General features: G+C 65.7%; 19 protein-coding genes. 12 read left to right on the top strand and 7 right to left on the bottom strand.

Going from position 1 to position 18454, the window contains the following annotated elements; genetic code table 11:
• The first annotated feature begins 105 nt into the window (after positions 1-105).
• On the top strand, positions 106-1155 hold the full coding sequence (locus tag ACZ5PO_RS05535) for a lysylphosphatidylglycerol synthase domain-containing protein (RefSeq protein WP_464191091.1): 1050 nt from the start codon (positions 106-108) through the stop codon (positions 1153-1155).
• Between the two features lies 1 nt (position 1156).
• Complete coding sequence (locus tag ACZ5PO_RS05530) at positions 1157-2266, top strand: radical SAM protein (protein ID WP_464191089.1); 1110 nt, start codon at positions 1157-1159, stop codon at positions 2264-2266.
• A 56-nt stretch (positions 2267-2322) separates the two neighbouring features.
• Here the strand turns inward: ACZ5PO_RS05530 and ACZ5PO_RS05525 are convergent, their stop codons facing one another.
• On the bottom strand, positions 2323-3264 hold the full coding sequence (locus ACZ5PO_RS05525; RefSeq protein ID WP_464191087.1) for a LysR family transcriptional regulator: 942 nt from the start codon (positions 3262-3264) through the stop codon (positions 2323-2325).
• A 456-nt stretch (positions 3265-3720) separates the two neighbouring features.
• Between ACZ5PO_RS05525 and ACZ5PO_RS05520 the strand changes: the two genes are divergently transcribed.
• The 3 genes from ACZ5PO_RS05520 (at position 3721) to ACZ5PO_RS05510 (ending at position 6174) form a co-directional block, all read left to right on the top strand.
• Positions 3721-4233 carry a flavin reductase family protein gene (locus tag ACZ5PO_RS05520; RefSeq protein ID WP_464191085.1) on the top strand — a complete coding sequence of 171 codons (513 nt, stop codon included), beginning with the start codon at positions 3721-3723 and terminating at the stop codon, positions 4231-4233.
• 88 nt (positions 4234-4321) lie between these two features.
• On the top strand, positions 4322-5470 hold the full coding sequence (locus ACZ5PO_RS05515) for an LLM class flavin-dependent oxidoreductase (protein WP_464191083.1): 1149 nt from the start codon (positions 4322-4324) through the stop codon (positions 5468-5470).
• A gap of 104 nt (positions 5471-5574) precedes the next feature.
• On the top strand, positions 5575-6174 hold the full coding sequence (locus ACZ5PO_RS05510) for a glutathione S-transferase family protein (RefSeq protein ID WP_464191081.1): 600 nt from the start codon (positions 5575-5577) through the stop codon (positions 6172-6174).
• 184 nt (positions 6175-6358) lie between these two features.
• Here the strand turns inward: ACZ5PO_RS05510 and ACZ5PO_RS05505 are convergent, their stop codons facing one another.
• From ACZ5PO_RS05505 to ACZ5PO_RS05485, 5 genes are all read right to left on the bottom strand, one after another.
• Positions 6359-7204: an HpcH/HpaI aldolase/citrate lyase family protein gene (locus ACZ5PO_RS05505; protein WP_464191079.1), complete on the bottom strand. Its 846-nt coding sequence runs from the start codon at positions 7202-7204 to the stop codon at positions 6359-6361.
• Entirely contained in the window at positions 7194-8363 is a 1170-nt protein-coding gene (locus tag ACZ5PO_RS05500; protein ID WP_464191077.1) for a CaiB/BaiF CoA transferase family protein, read from the bottom strand. The genes ACZ5PO_RS05505 and ACZ5PO_RS05500 overlap by 11 nt, the downstream gene beginning before the upstream one ends.
• Before the next feature lie 62 nt (positions 8364-8425).
• Positions 8426-9865, bottom strand: a complete 1440-nt coding sequence (locus ACZ5PO_RS05495; protein WP_464191075.1) for an aldehyde dehydrogenase family protein — start codon at positions 9863-9865, stop codon at positions 8426-8428.
• A gap of 670 nt (positions 9866-10535) precedes the next feature.
• The gene (locus tag ACZ5PO_RS05490) at positions 10536-10865 is read right to left on the bottom strand and encodes a zinc-binding dehydrogenase (protein WP_464196694.1); all 330 of its coding nucleotides are present in this window, start codon (positions 10863-10865) and stop codon (positions 10536-10538) included.
• Entirely contained in the window at positions 10835-11506 is a 672-nt protein-coding gene (locus ACZ5PO_RS05485; protein ID WP_464191072.1) for an alcohol dehydrogenase catalytic domain-containing protein, read from the bottom strand. Before ACZ5PO_RS05485 ends, ACZ5PO_RS05490 begins: the two co-directional genes overlap by 31 nt.
• Positions 11507-12134: 628 nt before the next feature.
• Between ACZ5PO_RS05485 and ACZ5PO_RS05480 the strand changes: the two genes are divergently transcribed.
• The 6 genes from ACZ5PO_RS05480 (at position 12135) to ACZ5PO_RS05455 (ending at position 16482) form a co-directional block, all read left to right on the top strand.
• Positions 12135-12644, top strand: a complete 510-nt coding sequence (locus tag ACZ5PO_RS05480) for a methylated-DNA--[protein]-cysteine S-methyltransferase (RefSeq protein ID WP_464191070.1) — start codon at positions 12135-12137, stop codon at positions 12642-12644.
• Positions 12645-12927: 283 nt separating this feature from the next.
• Positions 12928-14010: a bifunctional DNA-binding transcriptional regulator/O6-methylguanine-DNA methyltransferase Ada gene (ada, locus tag ACZ5PO_RS05475; protein WP_464191068.1), complete on the top strand. Its 1083-nt coding sequence runs from the start codon at positions 12928-12930 to the stop codon at positions 14008-14010.
• Positions 14011-14141: 131 nt separating this feature from the next.
• Positions 14142-14648: a DNA-3-methyladenine glycosylase family protein gene (locus ACZ5PO_RS05470; protein ID WP_464191066.1), complete on the top strand. Its 507-nt coding sequence runs from the start codon at positions 14142-14144 to the stop codon at positions 14646-14648.
• Between the two features lie 327 nt (positions 14649-14975).
• Positions 14976-15443 (top strand): hypothetical protein, encoded by a 468-nt coding sequence (locus ACZ5PO_RS05465; RefSeq protein WP_464191064.1) that lies wholly within the window; start codon positions 14976-14978, stop codon positions 15441-15443.
• Positions 15427-16077 (top strand): DNA oxidative demethylase AlkB, encoded by a 651-nt coding sequence (gene alkB / locus ACZ5PO_RS05460; RefSeq protein WP_464191062.1) that lies wholly within the window; start codon positions 15427-15429, stop codon positions 16075-16077. The genes ACZ5PO_RS05465 and alkB overlap by 17 nt, the downstream gene beginning before the upstream one ends.
• A 153-nt stretch (positions 16078-16230) precedes the next feature.
• Positions 16231-16482: a hypothetical protein gene (locus ACZ5PO_RS05455; protein ID WP_464191060.1), complete on the top strand. Its 252-nt coding sequence runs from the start codon at positions 16231-16233 to the stop codon at positions 16480-16482.
• Between the two features lie 193 nt (positions 16483-16675).
• On the opposite strand, the gene ACZ5PO_RS05450 is transcribed toward ACZ5PO_RS05455, so the two are convergent.
• Positions 16676-17473, bottom strand: coding sequence for an isocitrate lyase/PEP mutase family protein (locus ACZ5PO_RS05450; protein ID WP_464191058.1), 798 nt, complete (start codon positions 17471-17473; stop codon positions 16676-16678).
• 383 nt (positions 17474-17856) lie between these two features.
• Between ACZ5PO_RS05450 and ACZ5PO_RS05445 the strand changes: the two genes are divergently transcribed.
• Positions 17857-18423, top strand: coding sequence for a methylated-DNA--[protein]-cysteine S-methyltransferase (locus ACZ5PO_RS05445; RefSeq protein WP_464191056.1), 567 nt, complete (start codon positions 17857-17859; stop codon positions 18421-18423).
• Positions 18424-18454: the final 31 nt, after the last annotated feature.

The raw sequence follows: 18454 nt of genomic DNA, 5'->3' as shown, positions 1-18454 counted from the left end.
TGCAGGCCTGCGTTGGCTCGGCTGGCTCGCGTTGGCATTCGGTCGGGGCTGGGTTATCTCAATCGGATCGCGGGGGAGCCTTCCCTGACAAGCAGGATGCGTGACGTGGCCGAGCCGTCGTTGGAGCGAGGGGGCGACGGGGGCGACGCCTTTCCCGGCCTGCGGAGCGGCCTCCGCTATGGCGGGATTCTGCTGGTTCTCCTGTGTCTCGCCTTCGCTGCCTTGGCCCTCTTCATCGACGGCGGCCTCGGCGAGATGCGGCGGGTGGTCGCCGCCTTGCCGGCGGGCCTGGCCGTGTCCGCCGCTGTGCATGTCCCGCAGATCGTCTTTACCGCCCTGGCGTGGTGGTGCCTCCTACCGAGGGACGACCGCCCCTCCGTTCGGGCCATGACGATGCTGCGGTGGTTCCGGGAGACCGCGAACACACTGCTCCCGGCTGGCGCCATCGTCGGGCAGGTGGCGGCGGCACGGCTGCTGACCCGCTGGGGCGTTCCGGGGAAGCTGAGCGCCGCGACGGCCACCATGGACGTGACCGTGGAATCCGTGTCGCAAGGCCTCTTCACGATCGTCGGCCTCGCGCTTCTTCTCATGATCAATCGGGAGACCGATCTGCTCGGTGCGGCGGTCGTCGGGGCGGGACTCGGCGTCGCCGGCATCGTGGCGCTGGTGGTGCTGCAGGGGGGCCGCTCCTTGAGCTGGGCGGAAAATCTGCTCCTGCGTCGTTTTCCGAAGCTGAGGCTCGAGTCCTTTCAGAGCTTCCGCTCGACCATGGCCGAGGTGCGCGCCGCGCATGGCTCCCTGGCGTGGGCCATGCTCTGGCACAGCATGGCCTGGGTGCTCGGCAGCGTGGAAATCTGCGGTGTCCTGGCGCTTCTCGGCCACCCGATCGATCTGAGCCGCGGTCTCATCATCGAAAGCCTCAGCCAGGCGATGCGCATCGCCGGCTTCATGCTGCCGGGCTCCCTCCTGGTCCAGGAAGGCGCGATCGTGGCGTCCGCGGCCCTCGTCGGCGTGCCGGCGGAGGCCGCGATCGTCGTCGCGCTGGTGCGCCGGGCGCGCGAGCTCGCCATATCCCTGCTCGGTCTCGTGGCGTGGGCCGGCGCCGAGCGCGCCGACGCCCGCCAACGCGCCGTCACCATTTCTCAAGGACGATGACATGCCCGGTCTGACCGATCTTCTGCGTCTCATCCCGTCCGGCGGCCCGGCGGTCTGCAACATCTCGGTCACCAACGTGTGCAACGCGACCTGCGACTTCTGCAGCTTCGCCCACGACAAGGGACTGATCACCCATCGCCGCTGGCTCGACGCGCAGCGCTTCGGCGCGGCGCTCGAGCTTCTCCACTCGCGCGCCAACGTCAGGTTTCTCACCTTCATGGGCGGTGAGCCGCTGTTGCATCCCAAGATCATCGACATGGCAAAAATGGCCGCCGACGCGGGCATCCAGGCCACCCTCGTCACCAACGGCTGGAACCTGCTCGACAAGCTCGATGCCGTTGCCGATGCGGGCATCAAGACGATCTTCATTTCCATCGACAGTGCCGATCCCGCGGTTCACGAGAAGAACCGCGGCTTGAAGGGCGTCTGCACGCGCATCAAGGAAGCCAATGGCCGGATGGCGAAGCGCGGCATGACGCCGGTCGCCTCCGTGGTGATGAGCAAGCTGGTCACGGATTACCGTGCCCTTGGCCGGTTTCTCCGGGAGCTCGGCTTCAAGGCGGTCACCTTCTCCTATCCGCGCAAGGCCGCCTATGGCTCGTCGTCGATGGTCTTCGCGGAGGACAGCGACATCGTCGACGTCTCCCCGGAGGAGCTGATCCGCTCCTTCGCGGCGGCGGACGGCATCCGCGACATCATCCCGGTGCAGAACCCGCGCGCCTCGATGGACGATATGGTCCGCAGGCTGCGCGGCGAGAAGGAACGCTTCGTCTGCGTCGCCGGCTACAAGTATTTCTATCTCGACTGGAACTATGACCTCTGGCGCTGCGAGGCCTGGAACAAGCCGATGTGCTCGCTGTGGGATTTTGACGGCGCGCAGACGATCCGCGACGGCTGCCAGGCCTGCATGACGGACTGTTATCGCGACGCCAGCGTCATGCTGCACCTGGCCGTGGCGATCGGCGACGCCTTCAAGCGCCTCTCGGAGGCGCGTCCGATCGCGGCTGCGGCCGCCCTGGCCAATCGCCAGACCATCGGAGCGCTCGGGGCGGTCGTCGGCCAGGGCGCACATCTGCAGGGACTGACCGGTATCGGGCGAAGCCGCCGGTAGGCCAGGCCGGTCCACCGAATGGATCCTCGCTTCCGGGACGGTGGCTCAGCCTAAGCCTACGGCCGGGCGCCCCCACCGTCCGCGCTTGCCCCGGACGCGCGCGGAGGAAGCAGCGTGGCGGCTCGCTGCACCATCTCCGCGAACTCCCGCGCGGCGGCGGAAAGCGGTCCCTCGCCATAGACGAGGCTGAGCGACGCGCGTGGCGCGTTGCCCCTGATTTTTCGGTAGGCCACGCCGTCGGCCTGCAACCGATTCATGGAGGCGGGCACGATCGCGACGCCGATACCGGATGCGACCAGCGCGATGGTCGATGCCATCTGCGGCGCCTCCTGGACGATACGGGGGCTGAAGCCGGCCTTTTGACAGCCGCCGATGACCGTGTCGTAGAGCGCCGAGCCGTTGGCCCGCGGATGCAGTATGAACGGCTCCTGCGTAAGCTCCCTGATGGCGACGGCCTTCAGCTTGGCCAGGCGATGCCTCACCGGCAGCGCGACCTGCATCTCCTCCTCGAAGAGAAGGCGCGACCACATGCCCTTCGTCTCGCTGCTCGCCGGCCGCAGAAACGCGATGTCCAGGCGGCCTTCGCGAAGATATTCGAGCGATACGCGGGTGGTGTTCTCGCTCAGGAAGACGTCGACCCTCTCGTGTCGCGCCCGGAACTCGCTGATGATGCCGGGAACGAACGGATTGAAGGACGCGGAGCTGGTGAAGCCGATTCTGACGGAGCCGCGCTCGCCCCGTGCGATCTGCTGGGCCGAGGCGACGGCCCGCTCGGCCATATCGAGAACCGCTCGCGCGTCCTTCAGGAAGGATTCGCCTGCCGGGGTCAGCTCGACGCCGCGCGACAGGCGGTGGAAGAGCTGCGTCCCGATCTCGCCTTCGAGCACCCGGATCTGCTGACTGAGGGGAGGCTGGGCAATGCCCAAGCGCCTGGCGGCTCGTGTGAAATGAAGCTCCTCTGCGCAGACCACGAAATATCGGAGACGACGAAAATCCATATCGGACCCCTGTCAGCACTGGACGTCTTGCACCCCGGCGATCGACGGGACGAGCCGCGGCCCGCGCTCTCGAGCCGGCACTCGGTCGACGGACGGCGTCCCCGCCCGAGGATACAAATCTCATATCGAAATAGCATGTCCCATATATTGGACATTTCGATTGCCGCGCTCGATGTTGTCCTGACTGGGGATGGATGGAGAGCGGTGCAAGCGATGGTGGCCGCGTAACGACCGCGGCTTTCGGCAGTCACGGGCCGGCGCCGGATAGTTTTCGGTGGATCGCCGCCCACGACCGATCAATGTTTCCGCCGTGCACCGCGCGGCTGTGCTGATGATTTTCCAGATCGGCCCAGCCACTGGCTCCTTTGTTCTTGCGCCGGGAGGAACACGTGCGGCGAACGACAGGCTCGAGCCGTCGACCGATCGTTCCGACCAGAAAAAAGAGGAGGGCGGAAGGTGGAGGAAGGACGCATCTGTGAAGGCGAGCTGTCGTCGGCCTTCAAGGCCGCCATGCGGCGTATGGCAGCCACGGTCACGATCGTCACGGCCAGGGCCGGATCGCGACGCTATGGCATGACGGCGACCGCGGTCAGCTCCGTCACCACCTCGCCGCCGTCGCTTCTCGCATGTGTCAATAGATCGGCGAGCGTTCACGATCCGATCGCCGATACGGGCAAGTTCTGCATCAATTTGCTCGCTTGCAGTCATGACGGGCTCGTGCCGCTGTTCAGCGGCAAGCTGAACGGCGAGGAGCGGTTCTCGGCGGGCGCCTGGGCTGACCGATCGGGCGAAGCGCCCTACCTCGTCGACGCGCAGGCCAGCCTCTTCTGCTCGCTCGTTCGATCAATAGCCCATGGCAGCCATTCGATCTTCATCGGCGAGGTCGAGGACGTGCACCTGAGCGGAGAGATCTCTCCGTTGCTGTACCAGGATGGCTCGCTGGTCCGCTCGACCGCGCTCGGCGCATGACGCGCGGCGTGTCCGCAGACCGGGTGCCCCGAGATGCGTCCACCGCCGGTTCAATTCAGCCCATCGACACGATCACGAGGACATGGTCATGAGCAATCTCGACGCCTATCGCGCCGCCGGAAACCCGATGTTCAACAACAACAAGCTGAAGCTCGGGATCTTCGGCTCCAACTGCTCGAACGCGTGCGCCATTACCCTGGCGGAAACCAGCTTCCGTCCGACCTTCGAGAAGAACCTGGAGATCGCTCGCACCCTCGAAGCGGCGGGCTTCGAGTGCATGGTTCCCATTGCGCGCTGGCGCGGCTTCGGCGGCCCGTCGAACTTCAACGGCAACTGCATGGAGACCTACACATGGGCCGCTGCGCTCGCCGCGCAGACGAAGGACATCTTCCTGTTCGCGACGTCCCACGTCCCGACGCTCCATCCGATCGTGGCAGCGAAGATGGCGACCACGATCGACCATATCTCCAAAGGGCGCTTCGGGCTCAACATGGTCTGCGGCTGGTTCACACCGGAAATGGAAATGTTCGGCGTGAAGATGATGGAGCACGATAATCGCTACGAATACGCGAGCGAATGGGTCGAAGTCGTCGAGAAGCTCTGGAGCGAGGAATGGTTCGACTTCTCCGGGGAACATTTCACGATCAACCAGGGCTTCTCGGATCCGAAGCCATATCAGAAGCCACGCCCGGTGCTGATCAGCGCGGGCTCCTCGCCCAAGGGACGAGACTTTGCCGCACGTTACTGCGACATCAATTTCTCGGTCGTGGAGGACCTCGAGAAGGGGAGCGCATGGGTGCGCGACATGAAGAAGCTCGCCTGGGATTCCCACCGGCGCGAGATCGGCACGTTCACGTACTCGTACGCCGTGGTCCGCGACACCGAGAAGGAGGCTCGGGACTATTTCAACCATTATGTCCACGAGAAGGGCGATTGGGAGGCTTGCGACAATATCTGCCGGGTCTTCGGCGTCGAGAGCGGAAGCTATTCGCAGGAGTATTTCGACAAGTTCCGCGAGAATTTCATCGCGGGCTGGGGCGGCTATCCACTCGTCGGTACGCCGGAGCAGGTCGCCGACAAGCTGGTCGCCCTGTCGTCGACCGGGATCGACGGCACGCTCATCACCATGGTTGATTACAATCAGGAGCTTCCCTATTGGAACGAGCGGGTCATGCCGCTGCTCGAACAGGCCGGGCTCCGCGAGCCGAAGGTCGAAGCGGCGCGGTCGGCCGCCTGAGCTGCTGGCGAGAGCGGCAGGGGCGGGTATCTTCGACCGTGATGGCCGCCGGTTAACGGCGGCCATCAAATGCGCGATGTGCCTATAGGGAGACCGGAAGCGCCATGCCCGCGAAAGTCCTGATCAACACGACGTCTCCCTACGCCCGGATTGCGCGCGTGGCGCTCATCGAGAAGGGCATCCGGCCGGACGAGCAGATCGTCAATCCCTGGAACGACGATCCTGCGCTGATGGCGGTGAACCCTGCGGCGCGGGTGCCGGCGGTGGTGACCGAGAAGGGGCGCCCGCTGACGGAAAGTCTTCTGATCCTGCTCTGGCTTGAGAAGACGATCCCGGAGCCGAGCCTCGTCTTCGGCGATGTCGAGACGGTCGTCGCGAAGGCGGGCCTCGCCTTCGGAGTGATCGAGGCGGCGGTCCACACGTTGGTCGGCCGGGTGATAACCGGCGCCGGGTTCGATGCGGCGCCGGTCGGCCTGAGGCGCCGGCGGACAATTCTCGCCGGGCTGCAGCAGCTGGATGCGGACCCGCCGCCCTACGACGGCGGCACGCCGGACATCGCCGTCATCACCGCGGTCATCGCCATCGACTACGTGCGCCTTCGCTTCTCCGACACGGAATGGTTCCGGACGTTCCCGAAGCTGGAGGCCCTCCGTGCGACGGTCGCGGATCGGCCGGCCTTCAAGACCACGGAGCCCTACGTCTGAGACACCGCTGCATCCGTGCCGCGCGGCCTGCGCCGGCGAACGCGGATCAGCTAAGTCGGCTTATCATCCAGCGCCGCCGATGCGCCGCTGGCGGCCGGCGCGACCGTCGGACGACGCGGCGCTCCGGCGAATCCGATCTCTGCAGGCCGTCGGCCCCGACGCGACCCGGACATCCTCCGGCGCGTCACCGGCCTTTCGGCGCGGCTGCGGCGTCCGAGCCGGGGCGCGCCAGGATGCGCTCGGCCTTGATGAGGACCGGCCGATCCACCATCCGGCCATCGATGGCAAAAGCGCCGCTCTGTCCGGACCGCGTGGCTGCATCCAGGACCCTTCGGGCCCAGTCGCGCTCCGCGGCCGATGGCGTGAAGCCCTCGTTGATGGCGGCGACCTGCTTGGGGTGGATGCAAAGCTTGCCCCCGAAGCCGAAGGCGCGGGCGCGGTCGACATCGGACGCCAGGCTCTCACCGTCCGACAGGTCGGTGGTCACGCCGTCGACGGGGGAGGCGATGCCCGCGAGCCGGGACGCCAGGACGAGGTGCGAGCGAAACGACGCCAGTGGATCGCCGTCTGCGGGAATTCCAAGATCGAGCTGAAAGTCGATCGATCCGAAGAGGAGGCGCACGACGCCGTCGCCCTGGGCCAGCACTTGCGCCGAAGCCATCCCGCGGGCGCTCTCCACGAGCGGCAGAAGGGCAGCGGCCGGCGCCGCCCCTCTCACGCGCTCCATATCCCGCAAGCTCTCGGCCTTCGGCAGAACGATACCGGCGACGCCCCGATGGCGGCATGCCTCGAGATCGCAGGCGAACTCGGGCGAGCCGGCCGCGTTGATCCTGACCAGCACGGGGCGATCCGGCGAAAGCCACTCTGTGAGGCGCGCCCGCGCTTCCGCCTTCCGATCGTCGGCGACCGCATCCTCGAGGTCGATGATGGCGAAGTCGGCGCCGGAGCTTGCTGCCCTGGCGAAGCGTTCCGGCCTGTCGCCCGGCACGAACAGGAACGATCGGGCGGCTGCGATCGATTCAGCCGACACGGGCAGTCGTCCGGACCGGGGTGTCGATCCCCAGCTCCGCCAGGATCTTGGCGTTGTGCTCGCCGACGGCGGGGACCGGATCCATGCGGGGGAGGAACTCGCCGGGCACGCCGGGCGGCAGCAGGGCCGGCACCTGACCGGCGGGCGTATCGACGTCGACCCAACGGCTGCGCGCGCGGAGCTGCGGGTGGTTCCAGACCCCTTCCATGTCGTTGACGTTGGCGTTGGCGATGCCGGCGCGGTCGAGGCGCGCCACGACCTCGGCGGTCGAAAGCTCCGCGAAGGATTGCCTGATGATCGCCTTCAGCGCCTCGCGCTCGGCGGAGCGCTGCGCATTGGTCGCGAAGCGGGGATCGGTTGCGAGATCCGGCTTGCCCAGCACGATCTCGCAGAAGGCCGCCCACTCACGCTCGTTCTGAATGCCGAGCATGACGGATGGGCCATGCCCGACGGGGAAGGGGCCGTAGGGATAGATGCTGGCATGGGAGGCCCCGGCGGGAACCGGGGGAGGCGCTCCGTCGAACGCGTAGTAGAGCGGGAAGCTCATCCATTCGACCATGCATTCGAGCATGGAGATCTCGATGTGGCAGCCGCGGCCGGTCTTTCCGCGCACGATGAGCGCGGCCAGGATATTGCTGTAGGCGTACATGCCGGCGGCGATGTCGGCGATCGAGCAGCCCGCCTTCGCCGGCTGGTCGGTGCTGCCCGTGACCGAGAGAAATCCCGCCTCGCTCTGGATCAGAAGGTCGTAAGCCTTCTTGTCGCGGTAGGGGCCGTCTGCTCCGTAGCCCGAGATATCGCAGACGACGAGAGCGGGATGGCTCTCCCTGAGCTTCCCGTAGCCCAGGCCGAGGCGGTCGGCCGCGCCCGGCGCGAGGTTCTGCACGAGAACGTCGGCGCGTGTCAGCAGCGCGGCCAGGATGGCCATATCGTCTGCGTTCTTGAGGTCGAGCGCCAGGCTTTCCTTCGAACGGTTCACCCAGACGAAGTGGGACGACTGGCCATGCACCCGCTGGTCGTAGCCGCGCGCGAAGTCGCCCGCGCCCGGCCGCTCCACCTTGATCACCCGCGCACCGAGGTCGGCAAGCTGGCGCGTGCAGAACGGGGCGGCGATGGCATGCTCCAGGCTCACCACGGTTATGCCTTCCAGTGGGCGCATGTCATTCGACTCCCGGCTTCCTTTGGCTGTCCCGACGGCCCGGCCCTGAACCCGCGCCGGCTTCAGACGCCATGATTGAGCACCATCGTCTTGGTGCGCGAGAAATCGCGCAGCGCGGCGAAGCCCTTCTCGCGGCCGTGTCCGCTCTTGCCCGTCCCGCCGAAGGGCAGCTCGATCCCCGCGCCCGCGCCGTACGTGTTGATGAAGACCTGGCCAGCGCGAAGCCGCCGGCCGACCCGGAGCTGGCGTGCGCCGTCGCGCGTCCAGACCGCGGCGACGAGGCCATAGTCCGTGCCGTTGGCGAGCTTCACGGCATCCGCCTCGTCCTCGAACGGCATCGCCGCCAGCACGGGACCGAACACCTCCTCTCGCGCCAGGGCGTTGGCGCGCGGCGTCGGCCCGAACAGCGATGGCTTCACATAGAACCCATGCGGATCGACGCCGGCGGCGATCGTCCCTTGGGCCAGAAGGGGAATGCCGTCGGCGGCCGCCTGGTCGATGAAGCGCTGCACGCGGGCCTGCTGCCTGGCGGTGATGATGGGGCCGCAGTCCAGATCCATCTCCGGGGCGCCGACGCGCATCTTCGCGAACGCGTCCGACAGGCGCTCGACAAAGGGTTCGTAGGCTGACCGTTCCACCAGCACCCGGCTGCCTGCGGAGCAGGTCTGGCCGCTGTTCTGGATGATCGCCCTGCAGACGACCGGGACGGCGGCGTCGAAGTCGGCGTCGGCGAAGACGAGATGCGGCGACTTGCCCCCCAGCTCCAGGGTGCAGCCGATGTAGTTGTCTGCGGCGAGCTTCTGAATGACTTGCCCGACCTCCGGAGAGCCGGTGAAGGATATGAAGTCGATGCCCGGGTGGGAGACGAGAGCGGCGCCGGCGCTTGCTCCCGGGCCCGTCACCACGTTGATCGCGCCTTCGGGAAAGCCCGCGTCCATCGCCAGCGCCGCAAGTCGCAGCGGCGACGCGCAGGCGTCTTCCGCCGGCTTCAGAACGGTGGCGTTGCCCACGGCCAGTGCCGGCGCGAGCGTCCGTCCGAACATTTGAGCGGGGTAGTTCCAGGGCAGAATGTGGCCTGTGACCCCATGCGGCTCGGGCAGCACCGACACCAGGAAGCCGTTCAGGTAGGGGATGGTTTCGCCGTGAAGCTTGTCGGCCGCGCCGCCGTAGAACTCGAAATAGCGGGCGAGCGCCACGATGTCGGCGTCCGCCACGCTCTTGGGCTTGCCGGTGTCCCTGGCTTCGATCGCCGACAGCTCGGCGGCGTTCGCGAGGATCAGCTCGGCCATGCGGCTCAGCATTCGCCCGCGCTCGGTCGCCGTCGTGCGTCCCCACGGGCCGTCGTCGAAGGCTGCCCGCGCGGATATGACCGCGGCATCGATGTCCACCGCCGCGCTGTCGGCGATCTCGCCGTACGTCGTCCCTGTCGCCGGCTCGATCATCGGCAAGGTGGCTCCGGATGCGGAAGAGACCCACTGTCCGCCGATAAAGTTCTTGCTCATGGGGCTCCCTTCACGACACGGCCGCGCGCGCCGGCGTCTCCGGCGACCGGATGATGTCGGCCGCGCCGGGCGGCGGGGCCGAGGATGTGGATCGACACGCGCTGAGGTCGACGGCCCCGTTACCGGCTGCGCGCCAGCAGGTCACTTCCATGCCGAGATCCGCGAAGGCTACGAGGCGGGAAGTCTTGGAAGCCGACAGTGCCGAGCAGCCATCCTTCGAGGCGTTTTGCATTCCTTCCTCTCGGCGGGTGCGGCGCATCCAGCGAGCGAACCTAAGACGCTTCCCCCATGGGGTCCAATATATCGAGGTCGTGTTTCTGATATGATTTCCGTATGCTGCTCGACGGCGGGCCGCCCGCTGGCGTCTTCGACGGAATGAGGAAGAACCGCCGCCGGAGCCGGCGCATCGCCACACTAGCGCCGCTTCGCGATGGGGTGGAATCACCTAGACGGCACGGTGCATGCCGTAAGCACAAGCGCCCCCAAGAGGAGGCCCTTTAAAGGTACTGATTCCTTGCCGGCGACGACGGAGCGCGCGGGAGCCTCATAGCTGTGAGCGGCTCGAGCCGGTGTCGATGGGGCTCCCAGCGTTCATGCGAAGGCGGCCGGCCCGCGCAGTCCGGCCTCCGGCCCGCCATCCGATCAACGCACGACGGTCAGGGCGCGACGGTCAAGGCACCATGACCAGGCTGCCGGTGGTCTTGCGTGCCCCCATGTCGCGATGCACTTGGGCAACATCGGCAAGCGGGTAGATTCGCGGCGGTGGCAATTTCAGAATGCCCCGACTCAGCGCATCGACCAGGTCATCGGCGACCTCCTTGAACAGGGCCGGCGTCCGAATATAAGTGAAGAGCACCGCGCGGGTGTAGAACAATGAGCCCTTATCGGATAGATCGGTCACCTTCAGCGGGTCAGGATGCCCTGAGGCGCTGCCGTAGTTGACGAACATGCCGAGCGGCGCCAGCGAATTCATCGATGCTTCCGCGGAATCTTTGCCGATGGCATCATAGACAGCATCGACGCCCTTCCGCCGGTCAGCTCTCTGACCCGCTTGGCGACGTCGTCCCGGGACGAGATGAGCACATGCGCGGCCCCGACCGACTTGGCAATGGATGCTTTCTCTTCTGAACCGACCACGCCGATCACGCGGGCGCCGAGCTGGCTGCCCCATCGAACGAGATGCTGTCCCATGGCGCCGGCCGCGGCCCACACCAGGATGTCGGACCCCGGCTTCACCGGATAGGTGCGCTTGAGCAGCACCTCGGCCGTCATGCCCTTGACGATGGACGCCGCTGCGGCTTCGAACGAGACCTGGTCCGGCAGGCGGAAGGCGCGATGCGCCTCGACGACGGTCACCTCGGCGTCCGCGCCAGGCGCGATCGCCATATAAGCCACCCGATCCCCCGGCCGAAACGCGGATACGTCCGGACCTACGGACTCCACGACGCCCGCCGCCTCGTTTCCGATTCCGCCGGGTATCGGCAGCGGAAAATCGCCGCGGCGCTGCCTCGTCTCCAAATAATTGAAGCCAATCGCCCGATTCCGGACGACGATCTGACCTGGGCCGGCGACCGGCATATCCATGTCGACCAGCCGCAATACCTCCGGGCCGCCATAGCTCTCCAGATAGACCGCTTTCATCCTGTCTCCCCACCGGTTTTCTCATCTCGGGTGCCAAGACGCCGACAGAGACTTCGTGGCGTTCCATAGCCGATGCGCCCCTCGCCGAAGCGCATCTTGCGTCTTTGACCGAACTCTATGCCAGCGCTCCCGACAACTATAGCCTGCCAGAGCGATGACGTTGAGCATCTCCGGTTATCGATAGCGCTTGTCGCCGAGCAACGTCCATAGTCGGCGGCAATTCGGTTCTCAGGTTAAGCTGATATTACATGCGCGATGGTGGGAGCTGCTGCGTCTTGGACCAACTCGGTCTGGCCGCCGCCGCCGAGCTCGGGCGCGACGGCCGGCCCGCAATCGGGAGGAGACGACGGCCTCCTGATCGGCGAGCATAGCCGAGACCCGCCCGGCGAGCATCGACGGTGCGCCAGCCGCTCGTAAACGCATGGCCGCCATCATCCAAGTCGATCGACGCCGCTACGTCGCTCGGCGCGATCCGCTCGCACCTTCTCGGCCCCAATTTCGGCGGCTGGAGTTGAATCTCCACGGGAAAAATCCGCTGCCTTTTCACCTTTCGATTTGGAAGCAAGGGACGGAGCGAGACTCGCCGCGCCTCTGTCTATGGTCTCTAAACAAAGAGAAGGTAAAGACGATGCGCGAAATCATCCGATTTGCATGGGGGAGCAGCTCCCTTGGCGATTTCTTGGTCGCCATGTCCAGTAAGGGCATCGTGGCCCTTGAATTCAGCTCGATGCGCACTGCACTAGAGGATGATCTGCGCATCCGCTTTCCGGACGCTCATCTCGAACGCAGCCAGGACGAGCTCGCTGACGTGATGCAGGTCGTTGCCGGGGTGATCGACGATCCAGCGGCCGACTGCGATCTGCCGCTCGATTTGCGCGGGATGCCCTACGAGGTGAGGGTCTGGCTGATGCTGCGGGACATCCCAGCCGGACAGACGACGACCTACGGCGCTCTGTCGGCCAAAATCGGCTCTCGGGATCCGAGAGACGTGACGGCTGCGATCGCGAGCAATCCGATCGCGGTGATCGTTCCGTGCCATCGTGTCATCAAGAAAGACGGTTCGATCTCCGGTTATCGTTGGGGCGTCAGGCGCAAACGTGCGCTTCTCGCGCGTGAGCACCGACCGGTGGAACAATAGGACGTTCTTGACCCATTTATCACGGGGCTCGCCGGCGCAAGCTCGAACTGAACGAGCCCGATGTCGGGCGTTCGCCGCTCGTCGCCGTTGTGCGACGCACGAAGGGCCGGCCGCATCTGATCGCACGTCGTCGGCGAGAGCGCGAGGGGGCGGTCCGTCCCTCCCTCGGGCATCGACCGGGCACGCGAAGATGCGGAAGATAATCCGATTTGGAGGCAAGGATCGGAGTGTGGCGAATACGGGTCTACGGCATGATCTGATCAGAACAATCTGAGAAGACGACATGACGATCACCGTAAAGCTCGCCCGGGCCCTTCCCGTGGCGGATGATCCGCGCTGGGCTCGCATCGTCGCCCGCGACAAGACGGCCGACGGCCAACTCTGGTATTCCGTCTCGACGACCGGAATCTATTGTCGCCCGTCGTGCCCGTCGCGCACCGCCAATCCCAAGAACGTGACGCTCCACGATACGTTGGAGAGTGCGCGAGCGACCGGGTTCCGGCCCTGCAAGCGCTGCAACCCGAGCGGCCCCTCACTCGAGTCCGAGAATGCGGCCCTGGTCGCCAAGGCCTGTCGCCTCATCGAGGAGCGCGAGGAGGAGCCTTCGCTGGAGGACCTCGCCGCGGCCGTGGGGCGTAGCCCGAGCTATTTCCATCGCGTGTTCAAGGCCGTAACCGGGCTGACGCCGAAGGCCTACGCGGCTGCCGACCGTGCGAAGAAGGTGCGCAAGGGCCTCGAGGCCGGCAGCAGCGTCACCGAAGCGATCTATGATGCGGGCTTCAATTCCAGCGGCCGCTTCTACGAGAAGTCGACCGGCATGCTCGGCATGACGCCGACGCAATACCGCGCCGGCGGTGCCAACGAGGAGATCAAGTTCGCGGTCGGCCAGACGTCCCTCGGCGCAATCCTTGTCGCCTCGAGCAAGAAGGGTGTCGCCTCGATCCTGCTCGGGGACGATCCCGACGAGCTCGTCCGCAATCTTCAGGACCGATTTCCCAAGGCCCATCTGATCGGTGCCGATCGCGAATATGAAGCGCTGGTCGCCCGCGTCGTCGGCTTCGTCGAGAACCCCGGCATCGGGCTCGATCTGCCGCTCGATGTGCGCGGTACTGCGTTCCAGCGCCGCGTCTGGCAAGCCCTGCAGGAGATCCCGGTGGGCGAGCGTGTGTCCTACTCCGAGATCGCCCGCCGCATCGGATCGCCGAACGCGGTGCGGGCCGTGGCCGGCGCCTGCGCGACGAACAATCTCGCGGTCGCCATTCCCTGCCACCGCGTGGTTCGTAACGACGGCGCCCTTTCCGGTTACGCCTGGGGCGTCGAGCGCAAGCGGGCGCTCCTCGATCGCGAGGCGTCACAGACGGCATGAACCTGTCTTCACGCTATGACGAGTCGGTCGCCTTCCTGACGAACGTCGATGACGACTGGGCCGAGCTGATCGCCCTCGTCGGCCCGTGCACGCACGACCCCAAAGCCGCCCGCGAGCCCTACGAGGCGCTGGTGCGGGCGATCGCCTACCAGCAACTGACAGCCAAGGCCGGGGACGCGATCATCCGACGCCTCAAGGCGCTGTTCGAGGACCGGGATTTCCCCAGCCCCGAGGACCTCGTCGCCGCCGAGTTCGAGACACTTCGAACCTGCGGCTTCTCGGCCAGGAAAGTCTCGACCATCAAGGCGATCGCGGACGGCGCGGTGTCCGGCGTTGTTCCCACTCGCGACGTCGCGGTCTCGATGGATGACGAGACGCTCATCGGCAGGATTGTCGGCATCAAAGGCATCGGCCGATGGACCGTCGAAATGCTGCTGATGTATTCCCTCGAACGGATGGACGTTCTGCCGGTCGATGATTTCGGCGTTCGGGAAGGTTATCGTGCCCTGAAGTCGCTGCCCGAGCTGCCCAAGCCCAATGATCTGCGCGACATCTCGACGGCCTGGGCTCCGCATCGCACGGTCGCGGCCTGGTATCTGTGGCGCATACCGCGTGAACGCGGGAATGTCCTGAAATAGGCGCTCCAACGATCAGGATTTGCGCGCCCGAACGATCGCTGCTTTGATGGTAAGAGTCGGAGTGCGGGCGGCTGGCCTCCGCAGTATGCTGCGCCAAAAGCTCAAGAGGACCGGTCAGATCGCGCGGTCCAGGTAGGTCCTATGCGCCACCTTCAAAACCGCGTCACGCCGTTCGGCGAGATCGTCGCTCTTTCGCAGCGAGGCCTATTCATCGGCAATCGTGGCATCATCCACGATCCGGCAACGAAGACTCTGCTCAGGAAGCGCTGGGCGACGCGGAGCTGGCTCGTCTGTGACTGCGAATACAAGGGCCGTCGCCGGGAGGTCATGGCGCGCCGCAGCTGGACCGAGTTGTTCTTTCTCGACGAGGCGGTGGCGTTCGCGGCCGGCCATCGCCCATGCTTTCTATGCAGGCGTGGCGCCGCCGAGCGGTTTCGCGCTTGCTGGGCGATCGCGAAAGGTGGGGCGCTGCCGTCCGCCACGGCGATAGACGCAACTCTGCACGCCGAACGCCTCGAGTGCGGCCGCAAGCGGCTGCACCCCATTGCCGCGCCGCTGGCGCAGTTGCCCGACGGCGTGATCGTCACCGTGGGCGACCAGGCGTTCACACTTCGCGGCGGCCTCGCACACCGTTGGACCAATGAGGGGTATGCTTCGCCCCAACGCCTCGCCAGCGCCGATTGCCTTCTGACACCGCCGTCGACCGTCATGGCCCTCCAGGCGAACTATCGGCCCGTCTTCCACCCGTCGATCGACACGATATCCGATAGGCCGTGCCATGTTCGATCTGCTTGAGGAGCGCACCCCACGCGATCCGCCGACCGACGTCATGGCGCACGGCGCCATGCTGCTGCGCGGGGCCGCGCTTTCGTTTGAGGCGAGCCTCCTCGCCGCCCTGAACGGCGTCGCCGCACAATCTCCCTTCCGGCACATGGTTACGCCTGGCGGGTTCACCATGTCCGTCGCGATGACGAACTGCGGCGCTGCCGGCTGGGTTACAGATCGGACCGGCTATCGCTACGACCGGAACGATCCGGAGACGGGGTGCCCCTGGCCGCGCATGCCGGATTGCTTCCTCGAACTCGCCATGGCCTGCGCGACGCGGGCTGGGTATCCAGCATTTCGCCCGGATGCCTGTCTGATCAACCGCTACGAGCCCGATGCGCGGCTCTCGCTTCATCAGGACAAGAACGAGCGCAATCTTGCCAATCCGATTGTCTCGGTGTCACTCGGTCTGCCGGCGACCTTTCAGTTCGGTGGGCTCAGGCGCAGCGATCCGGTCAAGACGTTCGCGCTGCGGCACGGCGATGTCGCGGTATGGGGCGGTCCATCGCGGCTTCGCTATCACGGCGTGGCGGAGCTGAAGGACGGCGTCCATCCGACGGTCGGGCGCATGCGCATCAATCTCACGTTCAGGGGAGCGCTATAGTGTCCAATTGTCTTTCGGCGAGGCGGGGACAATCGGAGGGCTGTAAGAGCTGGCGCGCAGCCACATGTTGCTATCATTCGCGCAATCGAGTTGCGCACGCCTGATCTGCCACGATCGGACAATCGCAACGACTGAACAAGGAAAGCTCCTACTATGTTTTCGCGCGGCGGATTCGACGCAAAGACGAGCCGGCGCAGGCTGCCCGGAACGGAGGAGGCCGCCGAGGCGCTCGTCGCTATCGCCAAGGACAACCCGGATAAAGCGCTCGTCATGACATACATCGGCCAGCTCGTCGCCGATGGCTTTGCCGTTTGGGACATGCTCGACAATGGCGAGATCGAGGTTCGTTTCACGTCTGGCGAGATCTACCTGCTTGCGGAAACCACGATCCTACGGCTCGCCTGATCGATCGGGGGGAGCGAGAGCACTTGGCGCCCGTGCGCCGGCGCTCTCATCGTGTCCTGCACGCGTTGCGAACGGACCCTCTGCTCGCTTCCGGTCCCTGGAACGGGATGATTTATCGTCGAACCATCATCCTGCTCTCAGTCTTTGGTTTGAGCATGATCTTGTCCAAAGTCCGGTGTCCATTGTTTGCGGATCACGCTCGAGCGGCCTCTGACCGGCGCGCCGGGACGCATTCCGACGACAACTCGCCGAATTCGATGAACTGCTGCGCGGCTCGCCCGAAGCTTGCCCAGGACGCCTCGGCGAAGGAATCGCCAACGCTGATGCGCCGCACACCCTGTCGTCCAAGTTCCGAAGCTGTCATCCCAGGCTTCATCAGCTGGATATCGACCGGCTTGGGCGCGATGGCCTCGACGACGGCTCTGATGGCAGCCGGCTCGCAGAGGCCCGGCGCACAAAGAACATCGGCTCCGGCGCTGGCATAGGCGACCAAGCGCTCGATCGCATCATCAATGCTTGTGCGGCCGATCATGAGCCCCTCGAAGCGGCCGACCAACAGGACGTCGGCTCCGCTCATGGTGATCGCATTGCGGGATGCCTGAATACGCGCGATCGCGTATCGAGATTCATAGAGTTCGTCGCCAACCCTGTCCTTGATCGAAAGCGCGGCGATGCCGGTATCAATCGCCAGACGCACGTTTGCCATCAGCTCATTGGGGTCTGCCGCGAAGCCGGATTCGAAATCGGCGTTCACGGCAATTTCGGTGGCGTCGACGAGCCGGCGCAGATGCATAAGCACCTCATCGCGCGTGACGTCGCCCTCGTCGCGACCGAGCGCCCACGCCAAGCCGGCATTCGATGATGCGAAGCCCGCGAAGCCCAGCATTTCCAGCTGCTTTGCGCCGCGAACGTTCCAAGCGCTGGGCAGCAAAAAATAGCCTTCCTCATGCAGTGCGCGGAAATCAGCGCGTCGCGCGGCAATATCGAACATTGTCTCACGGTCCTTTTGCTGTTCTTGCGAAGGGAACATGGGGCCAAATGCGATGCCAGACGAGATGTGAAAGCCTATAGGCGAGGGAACAAGACTGGCGCTCGCGAGGACCTTACACACAATCAGGCGTCCCCGATCTCCGCTTCCTGCCTTCCAATTCAGAGGCGACTTCGAGGGCGGTGAATTTCTGTTGGTCGAGCAGAGCCCGAGGGGGACTGTCGAACGCTCCCACGAACGAGCGTCGGGCCGGGCGTTTCGCCCGGCGTTCCTCATTGCGCCGATCTATCGCCCAACAACCTCAGCTTTGACGGCAAGTATCGGAGTTTGCCGATGCGCTCGGTGAAGTAGTTTCGATCGTGAGGGCAGACAAAGGAGTTGCCGAGATGAACCTCATGACTATCAAGGACAGCATGCGTCCCGACTCGCGCGCGAGGCCGGCCGCGGCGCCCGCCGATGTTCTTTCCTACGCCGTCGCCGACGGCGCGCTCGGCAAGATGTTGATCGCGCGCAGCGCCAAGGGGGTCTGCTCGATCCTGCTCGGCGACAGCGCCGAGGCGCTGGAGGCAGATCTCGCTGGCCGTTTCCCGACATCCACGCTCATCCGGAGTGAGGATGCGGTTAAGGACGACGTCGCGAAGGTGCTCCGCTACATCGAGAAGCCGGCCGGCGGCCTCGATCTGGCGCTCGACATGCGTGGCACGCCGTTCCAGCGTCGCGTCTGGGAGAAGCTGAGGGCGATCTCCGCCGGCAGGACGGTGAGCTACACGGAGCTGGCTCGCTGGATCGGCCCGCTGGTCAATCCCCGCGCGGTCGCCGGCGCCTGCGCGGCCAACCCTGTCGCACTGGCCATCCCCTGCCACCGTGTCGTCCGCAGCAACGGCGATCTGGCCGGCTATCGCTGGGGCATCGAGCGCAAGCGTGCGCTCATCCAGAAGGAAGCCACGGCGTGAGGACGAACTTGGTCACCGGCTCCTCGGCCTC

This window comes from Chelatococcus sp. KU-N122 (genome assembly GCF_055391085.1).
The sequence above is the reverse complement of the archived record's forward strand: the minus strand, read 5'-3'. Positions and strand labels throughout refer to the sequence as shown.